The sequence below is a fragment of the Pseudomonas sp. Ag1 genome, from assembly GCF_000278565.1.
Classification (GTDB): Bacteria; Pseudomonadota; Gammaproteobacteria; order Pseudomonadales; family Pseudomonadaceae; genus Aquipseudomonas.
The window spans coordinates 100,676-109,402 of sequence record NZ_AKVH01000092.1; the positions used below are offsets into that span (position 1 = coordinate 100,676).

At 58.8% G+C, this 8,727-nt stretch carries 9 protein-coding genes and 1 pseudogene; 7 read left to right on the forward strand and 3 right to left on the reverse strand.

All coding sequences use genetic code 11. The features are described from left to right. Positions 1-91 precede the first annotated feature (91 nt). The gene (locus A462_RS20490; RefSeq protein WP_003210564.1) at positions 92-334 is read right to left on the reverse strand and encodes a hypothetical protein; all 243 of its coding nucleotides are present in this window, start codon (positions 332-334) and stop codon (positions 92-94) included. Between the two features lie 157 nt (positions 335-491). Between A462_RS20490 and A462_RS20485 the strand changes: the two genes are divergently transcribed. The 4 genes from A462_RS20485 (at position 492) to A462_RS20470 (ending at position 4,206) form a co-directional block, all read left to right on the forward strand. Next, positions 492-968 carry a PaaI family thioesterase gene (locus A462_RS20485; RefSeq protein ID WP_003210563.1) on the forward strand — a complete coding sequence of 159 codons (477 nt, stop codon included), beginning with the start codon at positions 492-494 and terminating at the stop codon, positions 966-968. After that, positions 965-1,417 (forward strand): PaaI family thioesterase, encoded by a 453-nt coding sequence (locus tag A462_RS20480; RefSeq protein WP_008434008.1) that lies wholly within the window; start codon positions 965-967, stop codon positions 1,415-1,417. Before A462_RS20485 ends, A462_RS20480 begins: the two co-directional genes overlap by 4 nt. Before the next feature lie 89 nt (positions 1,418-1,506). Next, complete coding sequence (htpG, locus tag A462_RS20475) at positions 1,507-3,411, forward strand: molecular chaperone HtpG (RefSeq protein WP_003210561.1); 1,905 nt, start codon at positions 1,507-1,509, stop codon at positions 3,409-3,411. Between the two features lie 66 nt (positions 3,412-3,477). Continuing rightward, positions 3,478-4,206: a dienelactone hydrolase family protein gene (locus tag A462_RS20470; protein ID WP_008434010.1), complete on the forward strand. Its 729-nt coding sequence runs from the start codon at positions 3,478-3,480 to the stop codon at positions 4,204-4,206. Between the two features lie 135 nt (positions 4,207-4,341). Here A462_RS20470 and A462_RS20465 read toward each other — a convergent pair whose 3' ends face one another. Both A462_RS20465 and A462_RS20460 read right to left on the reverse strand, forming a co-directional pair. Continuing rightward, a complete protein-coding gene (locus A462_RS20465; RefSeq protein ID WP_008434014.1) occupies positions 4,342-5,214 on the reverse strand; it encodes a pirin family protein in 873 nt (290 codons plus the stop codon). Positions 5,215-5,278: 64 nt separating this feature from the next. After that, complete coding sequence (locus A462_RS20460; protein ID WP_003210558.1) at positions 5,279-5,695, reverse strand: OsmC family protein; 417 nt, start codon at positions 5,693-5,695, stop codon at positions 5,279-5,281. A gap of 140 nt (positions 5,696-5,835) precedes the next feature. Here A462_RS20460 and A462_RS20455 point away from each other — a divergent pair, with 140 nt between their 5' ends. From A462_RS20455 to A462_RS35220, 3 genes and pseudogenes are all read left to right on the forward strand, one after another. After that, positions 5,836-6,840: an amidohydrolase family protein gene (locus tag A462_RS20455; RefSeq protein ID WP_008434016.1), complete on the forward strand. Its 1,005-nt coding sequence runs from the start codon at positions 5,836-5,838 to the stop codon at positions 6,838-6,840. A 148-nt stretch (positions 6,841-6,988) separates the two neighbouring features. Then, positions 6,989-7,759 (forward strand): annotated as a pseudogene (locus tag A462_RS35215) (MCP four helix bundle domain-containing protein); the annotation flags it as partial. Then, the gene (locus A462_RS35220) at positions 7,751-8,614 is read left to right on the forward strand and encodes a methyl-accepting chemotaxis protein (RefSeq protein WP_404942412.1); all 864 of its coding nucleotides are present in this window, start codon (positions 7,751-7,753) and stop codon (positions 8,612-8,614) included. The pseudogene A462_RS35215 and the gene A462_RS35220, both read left to right, overlap by 9 nt. The last annotated feature ends 113 nt before the right edge of the window (positions 8,615-8,727 follow it).

Genomic DNA, 8,727 nt, shown 5'->3' on the forward strand with positions numbered 1-8,727 from the left:
GTTAAAAGCACCGGACAAAGTAAAGCCCGCTATTAAGCGGGCTTTCTTTTGCAACATGACTTTTCAAGTCACAGTGTTCAAGTCGTCAGACTCAAGAACCGGTTGCAGGTGTTGCTTCTTTCGCTGCAGCTTCGTTCGATTCAGCCTGAGCTTTGGCAGCATCGGCGTTTTCTTTCGCAGCGTCGTTCACTTTATCCTGTGCTTTCGCCATGTCTTTTTGAGCTTGCTCAGAGTGGGCTGCGGCGTCTTGGGCTTTGTCTTCGGATTTTTTGTCGCAGGCAGCGAGGCCGAGGGCAGCAGCCAGCATCATGGAAATAGCTAAAGTCTTGCGCATGGGGTGTTTCTCCTTATTGAAGATATCTACTGGCCTTTCGAGCCTATGCCCAACGCTTAGTTCCTTAAATCTCACAGATATATAAGGCTTTTCCCTAGGGAACTTTCAGCAAGGTTGTCTACTCCGCCGGCTCCACACTAATAAGAGTCTTTAACGAATGACCGAAAATCCTCTTTTATCCCGTGCCACGCGCTTTGTTTCAGCCTTGCGCCACTGCCAGGTGCTGGGCATCCAGGTGCACGCCGCCAGTGAGGACGGCATGACGCTGGTGCTGCCCTATGCTCCGCATATCGTCGGTGACCCGCAGACCGGCGTGATCCACGGCGGCGCCATCACATCCTTGATGGACACCGCCTGTGGCATGGCTACCTTGTGCGTACTGCCGGAGTTCGAGGTTTGCCCGACCCTGGACCTGCGCATCGACTACATGCACCCGGCCGAGCCCCATAAACCGGTATTCGGCTTTGCCCAGTGCTACCGGGTGACCACCGACGTGATCTTCACCCGCGGCTTCGCCTACCAGGACGATCCGCAGCAACCGATTGCCCACGTGGTGGGCACGTTCATGCGCATGGGCAAGCGCCTCAAGGGCAGCCAGGGCCTGGGCAATGCAATCAAGGGAGAACAGGCATGAAACATCAGTTCAAGACCCGTCTGCAGCAAGCCCACGAACGGGGCAACTATGAGGCGCTGCTCAACCTGATTCCCTACGCCAGGCTGATTGGCATCGAATGCACGCGGCTGGGGGATGAATTGCTGTTTCGCATGCCGGCCAACAAGGACAACATTGGTAACCCGATATTGCCGGCGATCCACGGCGGGGTGATCGCGGGCTTCATGGAGCTGTCCGCAGCCTTGCATTTGCTGGTATTCACCGGTGCGCCTGGCGTTCCCAAGATCATCGATTTCTCCCTGGATTACCTGCGCGCCGGCCAGTTTCGCGACACCTACGCCAAATGCCAGGTGTGGCGCCAGGGCCGACGGGTGGCCAATGTGGCTATTACCGCCTGGCAAAGCACCCCGGCCGAACCGATTGCCACCGCCCGCGCGCATTTCAAGATTGAGGAACCGGCCCGCCCTTGAAATCCTGGTCTTAGCCCCCAACTTTGATGACAACCCGCCGCCAACCCTCAAGGGCGCGGCCACTGCCATCCAATTGGAGTTTGATGACCATGAGTGTGGAAACTCAAAAGGAAACCCTGGGCTTCCAGACCGAGGTGAAGCAACTGCTGCACCTCATGATCCATTCGCTGTATTCCAACAAGGAAATTTTCCTTCGCGAATTGATCTCGAACGCCTCTGACGCTGTCGACAAATTACGTTTCGAAGCCCTGTCCAAGCCTGAGTTGCTGGAAGGTGGCGCGGAACTGAAAATCCGTGTGAGCTTCGACAAGGACGCGAAAACCGTCACCCTCGAAGACAACGGTATCGGCATGAGCCGTGACGATGCGATCACCCACCTGGGGACCATCGCCAAATCCGGCACCGCTGATTTCATGAAGAACCTGTCGGGCGACCAGAAGAAAGATTCGCACCTGATCGGCCAGTTCGGCGTGGGCTTCTACTCGGCCTTCATCGTTGCCGACAAGGTTGAAGTATTCAGCCGCCGTGCCGGCCTTGCCGCCAGCGAAGGCGTGCACTGGTCTTCCAAGGGCGAGGGCGAATTTGAAATCGCCACTGTCGACAAGGCTGATCGTGGTACCCGCATCGTCCTGCACCTGAAGTCCGGTGAAGACGAGTTCGCCGATGGCTGGCGTCTGCGCAATATCATCAAGAAGTACTCCGACCACATCGCGTTGCCGATCGAGTTGCCGAAAGAACAAGCGGCGGCCGAAGGCGAAGAAGCCCCAGCCCAGGAATGGGAAGTGGTCAACCGCGCCAGCGCCCTGTGGACCCGTCCTCGTACCGAAGTCAAGGACGAGGAATACCAGGAGTTCTACAAGCACATTGCCCACGATTACGAAAACCCGCTGAGCTGGAGCCACAACAAGGTCGAAGGCAAGCTGGAATACAGCTCGCTGCTCTACGTACCGGCCCGTGCTCCGTTCGACCTGTACCAGCGTGAAGCGCCGAAAGGCCTGAAGCTGTATGTGCAGCGCGTATTCGTGATGGACCAGGCGGAATCGTTCCTGCCGTTGTACCTGCGCTTTATCAAGGGTGTGGTTGACTCCAACGACCTGTCGCTGAACGTGTCGCGGGAAATCCTGCAGAAAGACCCGATCATCGACTCGATGAAGTCGGCGCTGACCAAGCGTGTCCTCGACATGCTGGAGAAGCTGGCGAAAAACGAGCCTGAGCAATACAAGGGCTTCTGGAAAAACTTCGGCCAGGTCATGAAAGAAGGCCCGGCAGAAGATTTCGCCAACAAGGAAAAAATCGCCGGCCTGCTGCGTTTCGCATCGACCAACGGTGACGACGGCGAGCAGAACGTTTCCCTGGCCGAATACCTGGCGCGCGCCAAGGAAGGTCAGGACAAGATCTACTACCTGACCGGTGAAACCTACGCTCAGGTCAAGAACAGCCCGCACCTGGAAGTCTTCCGCAAGAAAGGCATCGAAGTGCTGCTGCTGACCGACCGCATCGACGAGTGGCTGATGAGCTACCTCAGCGACTTCGACGGCAAGAGCTTTGTTGACGTCGCCCGCGGCGACCTGGACCTGGGCAACCTGGATTCCGAAGAAGACAAGAAAGCCGCTGAAGAAGTGGCCAAGTCCAAAGAGGGTCTGGTTGAGCGAATCAAGACCGCCTTGGGCGATGCCGTCAGCGAAGTGCGGGTTTCCCACCGTCTGACCGATTCCCCGGCGATCCTGGCCATCGGCGAGCAGGACCTGGGCATGCAGATGCGTCAGATCCTGGAAGCCAGCGGTCAGAAGGTTCCGGATTCCAAGCCGATCTTCGAATTCAACCCGGCGCACCCGCTGATCGAGAAACTCGACGGCGAGCAGAGCGAAGAGCGGTTTGGCGACCTGTCGCACATCCTCTTCGACCAGGCAGCCCTGGCTGCCGGCGACAGCCTGAAAGACCCGGCCGCTTATGTGCGCCGACTGAACAAGCTGTTGGTTGAACTGTCGGTTTAACACCGTTGTAGAAAAACCCGCTTCGGCGGGTTTTTTCGTTCTGGAGCCTTTCACCTGGAGTAAATGATGAGCCAAATCACCGTGCGTTCCGTGGTCTATCAGATTGATGGCCAGTCTTATGAAAGCCGCCTGGCATTTGATGCCAGTCATAAGGGCCCGCTGCCAGGGTTGTTGATGGCGCCGAACTGGATGGGTGTCAGTGCCGGCGCTGAAGAGATCGCCAAGAGCGTGGCCAGCAAGGGCTACGTGGTGCTGCTTGCCGACCTGTACGGGCAAACCGTCCGCCCTTCGAACGGCGATGAAGCGGGTGCGGCGATGATGCCGTTGAAGAATGACCGGCCGCTGTTGAACAAGCGCATGCAGGTCGCGCTTGATCACCTGAAAACCCAGACTGAAGCGGCGGTGGATACCTCGAAGCTGGCGACCTTTGGTTTCTGCTTCGGTGGTTGCTGCTCCCTGGAGCTGGCACGTACCGGTGCACCGTTGAAAGCTGCCGTTTCGTTCCACGGCAGCCTCGACACGCCGAACCCGGCCGATGCAAAAAACATCAAGGGTTCCGTGCTGGTGTTGCACGGTGCTTCCGACCCGTTGGTGCCGAAGGAGCAACTGCCGGCGTTTGAAGACGAAATGAACGCCGCCGGTGTGGATTGGCAATTGCTGAGCTACGGCGGTGCGGTGCACTCGTTTACCGACCCGCACGCGAATGTGCCGGGCAAGATGATGTATGACGCGAAGACCGCTGCGCGGGCCTTTCAGTCGATGCATAACTTGCTGGATGAAGTGTTCAAGGGCTGATAGTTCGGTTGCCTGAGCTGGCCCCTTCGCGAGCAAGCCCGCTCCCACATTTTAACCGTGTACATCCTGAAGGAACGCGGTCGAAATGTGGGAGCGGGCTTGCTCGCGAAGGCTGTTTCACAGGCAATAAAGCGCTTAAGCCTTGCCTCCAGGCAACTCGATCCGCTCACTTTCCCCCGGCACTGTCGGCCAATCCCCAGCCGCCCAACGCTGCCGAGCCTGCTCGATCAACGCCGGATCACTCGCGACAAAATTCCAGTTAATCCGCCGTGGCCCATCCAGCGCCGCGCCGCCGAACACCACCAGGTGGCAATCAGTCTCGGCAAACAGCCCCATGCTTGCGCCTGCCGGCAACACCACCAGGCTATGCACCTCCAGCGCTTCGCCATCCAACTGCGCCTCACCCTCCAGCACATACACCGCCCGTTCTTCATGCTCATCCGGGATCAGCAGGGTGGTAGCCGTCTGCATCCGCACCTCGGCATACAAGGTGTGCGACAACACCGGCACCGGCGATTCGAGGCAAAAGCCATTGCCGGCAATCAGGCGAATCTGCACGCCGAGGTTATCGCTCACCGGCAAGCTGGCGGCCGGATGATGGCTGTAATGCCCAGGCCCTTGTTCATGTTCCTTGGGGGAGGCCAGCCACACTTGCAACCCGTGCAGGCTGAAACCACTGGCCTTCAACGCCTCGGGGCTGCGTTCAACGTGGGCAATGGCACTGCCGGCTGTCATCCAGCTGACGTCCCCGGCCTTGACCACCTGATCGGAGCCGAGGCTGTCCTTGTGCAGGAGTTCGCCTTCAAACAGGTAGGTCAGGGTAGAGAGGCCGATGTGCGGGTGTTGGCGAATGTTCATGCCGGTACCCGGGGCATAACGGGTTTGCAGCATATGGTCGAAAAACACGAAAGGCCCGACGCTGCGGCATTGCCTGGAGGGCAGTGGGCGCAGGATCGGTTGGCCTTCCACATCTTCGGCGCGCGGGCGAATCACGGTCACGGTGGTCATGGTGCTTCCCAGTCTGAGCGGGTCTGATGGTACTGAGCATAACCCGCTCGACGGGAGGTTGCCGCTACTGGCTGAAGGCGCCTTCGGAGAGCCGGGTCTCAATGGTAACTTCGGCCGTGGTCATCAGCTTGTGCACCGGGCAGCGATCCGCCACGCGGTGCAGCTCGTCGCGCTGCTCGTCAGTGAGTACGCCCTTGAGGGTCAGTTTGACGTTGAGCTTGTATTTGCCCTTTTGCTCTTCGGTGCTGTCATGGGTGACTTCCACGGTCACGCCGGTCAGCGGTATGTCTTTTTTCTGCGCATAGAGCTTGACGGTCAGGGCCTTGCAGGACGCCAGTGCGGCGTCGAAGTAATCGTGGGGGGAGGGCGCCGAATCGTCGCCGCCCAGGCTCTTGGGCAGGTCGGTAAACAGCTCGTGGTTATTGATATTGACGCTGTGGCGGAAGTTTTCGGCGTTCAGCGTGTTCACGGTAACAGGCATGGCAAACCTCACAGGGTGGCAGGAAGAAGCTCATGCAGTTATAGAGCATGCTGGCACGTTGGTGTTCCCCGTTGTTTACCGCTGAACCCGCAGGCGCGGTCCGAGGTCTACCGGCATTAGCCCTTGTTTGAGATACCCCCGTGCGCCGGACCCGCCTGAGTATTGCCCTGTTGCTGACCGCCGCAAGCCTTGCGGTGCAGGCTCGCGACTATGCCTACAGCGATGCACACCTGCATTACGTCGATTTCTTCCAGGAGTCGGCGGGCATGGATAAATTACTCAAGGCCATGGCCGATAATCGCATCGAGCACGTGATGATTTCCGGCATACCGGTGGCCAAGAAATGGCATGAGGACGAACCCAAGCGGCCGCGCTATTACGCCGGGGACGACGCCGACGCCTATTGGTACAGCGCCACCGACGTGTTCGTCGCCGATGCGGTCAATAAACTGAGCCCGGAGCAACGTCAGCGCTTTCATCCGTTCCTCAGTGGTTTCAATCCCAACGATAAAAATGCCGCATCCCATATCCAGCGCATGCTCGATCTCAATCCTGGGCTCTGGCAAGGCATCGGCGAAGTCTTCACCCGTCACGACGACCTGACCGCGCTGACCTCCGGCGACACTCCAAGGGCCAACAACGAGGCGATGACCCGCATCTATCACCTGGCCGCGGAGAATGATCTGCCGGTGATGGTGCATTCCAACATCACCTCCAAGCGTGAGAAAAATCCGTTGTACCTGGCGGAAATGGAAGAGCCGCTGCGTAATCACCCGCACACCCGGTTTATCTGGGCCCATGCGGGCAGCAGCATGGAGATCCATCGGCACCAGACGCAGATGGATTTTTTGCTGCCGACCCTGGCGCGCATGCTGGAGGCTTACCCCAACCTTTACGTCGACCTGTCCTGGAGCGTGCTCACGCCTTACTTGCTGGATGAGGCGGGAAAGGCACGCCCTGAGTGGGTAAAGCTGGTGGAGCGCTTCCCGGACCGCTTCATGCTTGGCTCAGACGTGGTAGGACGCTTCAACAAGCTCGGTAAGGAAATGCGCAGCTTTGACCCGTTCCTCGATGCGTTGCCTGAGGATGTGGCCAGAAAGGTCGCACGGGACAATTTCCTGGCGATTCTGCCCAAGCCCAGGTGATGGGTTTAGCTGAATCGCTACAGGCGGGGCGGGGCGATCATAAGGCGTTTTGATATCGCGTTTTCGTCTTAGGCAAAAGTCTCAACTCGCCGATACCTTTCAAGAGCCCGCTGCAGGTGGATGCAGCGCTTTTGGAAGGATTCCGAGCATGAATATCAGAAGTCTGAATATCGCCCCTCGCGCCGGCCTGGGGTTTGGTTTGCTGGCGCTGATGGTGTTTGCCCTGGGCGGGTTCGCCTTGTTGCAGATGGGCAATATGCGCCAGCAGTCTGACCAGGTGGAAAACAACTGGCTGCCCAGCGTGATGGCGGTCGGCGAGATGAATCAGGACCTGCTGCGGGTGCGGGCCCTGACGCTGCGGCTGCTGCTTAACCGCGACCCGCAGGCGATCACGCAAAATGAGCAGAAAATCACCGAGCTGAAAAGCGGCCTGCACAAGGCTCAGTCCCTCTATGAAGGCTTGATCGTGCTGCCTGAAGAGCGGGTGCTGTTCGATCGCTTTAAAACCGAGGAAGAGCGTTACCTGCAGCGCCAGGAACAGGTGATGGCGTTTTCCCGGGCGAATCAGTTGGAAGACGCGATCAAGGTGGTCAACGGCGAGATGAACCAGTTGGCCGACGAACTGGCCGGCACCCTGCGTGAGCTGGTGACGTTGAACAAGGTCAGTGCCAATCAGGCGGCGAGCCTGGCGCAAAGTGTGTTCACGCAATCGCGCAGTTGGGTGGTTGGCATGATTGCCGTGACGGCGCTGATCACCATCGGCCTGGCATTGTTGCTGACCCGCAGTATTGTGCTGCCGTTATCCCAGTCTTTGAAAGTCGCCCAGGGTGTGGCCAGTGGCGATCTGACCGGGGTGATTACTGTCAGCGGCCAGGATGAGCCGGCGCGTTTGCAGCAGGCGCTGAAAAGCATGCAGGAGAGCCTGCGGGAAACCATTCGGCGTATTTCCGATTCGTCCAGCCAGTTGGCGTCGGCTTCCGAAGAGCTTAGTTGCGTGACCGAAGATGCCACCCGTGGGTTGCATCAGCAGAGTCAGGAAATCGAGCAGGCGGCTACTGCGGTGAACCAAATGACGGCGGCGGTGGAGGAGGTGGCGAGCAATGCGGTGGCCACTTCACAGGCGTCCCGTGAGTCGGACCGTATTGCCCAGCATGGTCGCGAGCAGGTGCATCAGACGGTGTTGTCGATTGAGTCCCTGGCGGATGATGTGACGGCCAATGCGACTCAGGTGGAGGACCTGGCGCAGAAGGTGTATGGCATCAGTAAGGTGCTGGATGTGATTCGTTCGATTGCCGAGCAGACCAATTTGCTGGCGCTGAATGCCGCCATCGAAGCGGCGCGAGCCGGGGATGCCGGGCGTGGGTTTGCGGTGGTGGCGGATGAGGTGCGTGCCTTGGCCCATCGTACGCAGCAGTCGACCCAGGAAATCGAGCAGATGATCAGTGGGATTCAGCAGGGGACTGATCAGGCTGTCAGCTCCATGCAGCAGAGCAATACTCGGGCGCGGTCAACGTTGGATATCGCCAAGTCGGCGGGGACGGCGCTGGAGGAGATTGCTTCGGCGTTTACCCTGATCAACGAGCGCAACCTGGTGATTGCCAGTGCCTCGGAAGAACAGGCGGCGGTGGCGCGGGAGGTGGATCGCAATTTGATGAATATTCGCGATTTGGCACAGCAGACGTCGGCGGGGGCGAACCAGACCAGTGCGGCGAGCCAGGAGTTGTCGCGGTTGGCGGTGGATCTCAACACGATGGTGGCTCGGTTTTCGGTTTAGGTTGTTGGGGGGGGGGCATATCCGTTGCTGCGGTCACGGCGGCTTATGGTTTCGCTCTTACAGCGAGTCACTTTGCAAAAAAGCGGCAAAGTAACCAAAGCGCTCTGCCCCGC

Coding starts and splice junctions, on each gene's coding strand:
- A462_RS20490 (WP_003210564.1), bottom strand. CDS start 334: ATGCGCAAGACTTTAGCTATTTCCATGATGCTGGCTGCTGCCCTCGGC.
- A462_RS20485 (WP_003210563.1), top strand. CDS start 492: ATGACCGAAAATCCTCTTTTATCCCGTGCCACGCGCTTTGTTTCAGCC.
- A462_RS20480 (WP_008434008.1), top strand. CDS start 965: ATGAAACATCAGTTCAAGACCCGTCTGCAGCAAGCCCACGAACGGGGC.
- htpG (WP_003210561.1), top strand. CDS start 1,507: ATGAGTGTGGAAACTCAAAAGGAAACCCTGGGCTTCCAGACCGAGGTG.
- A462_RS20470 (WP_008434010.1), top strand. CDS start 3,478: ATGAGCCAAATCACCGTGCGTTCCGTGGTCTATCAGATTGATGGCCAG.
- A462_RS20465 (WP_008434014.1), bottom strand. CDS start 5,214: ATGACCACCGTGACCGTGATTCGCCCGCGCGCCGAAGATGTGGAAGGC.
- A462_RS20460 (WP_003210558.1), bottom strand. CDS start 5,695: ATGCCTGTTACCGTGAACACGCTGAACGCCGAAAACTTCCGCCACAGC.
- A462_RS35220 (WP_404942412.1), top strand. CDS start 7,751: ATGCAGGAGAGCCTGCGGGAAACCATTCGGCGTATTTCCGATTCGTCC.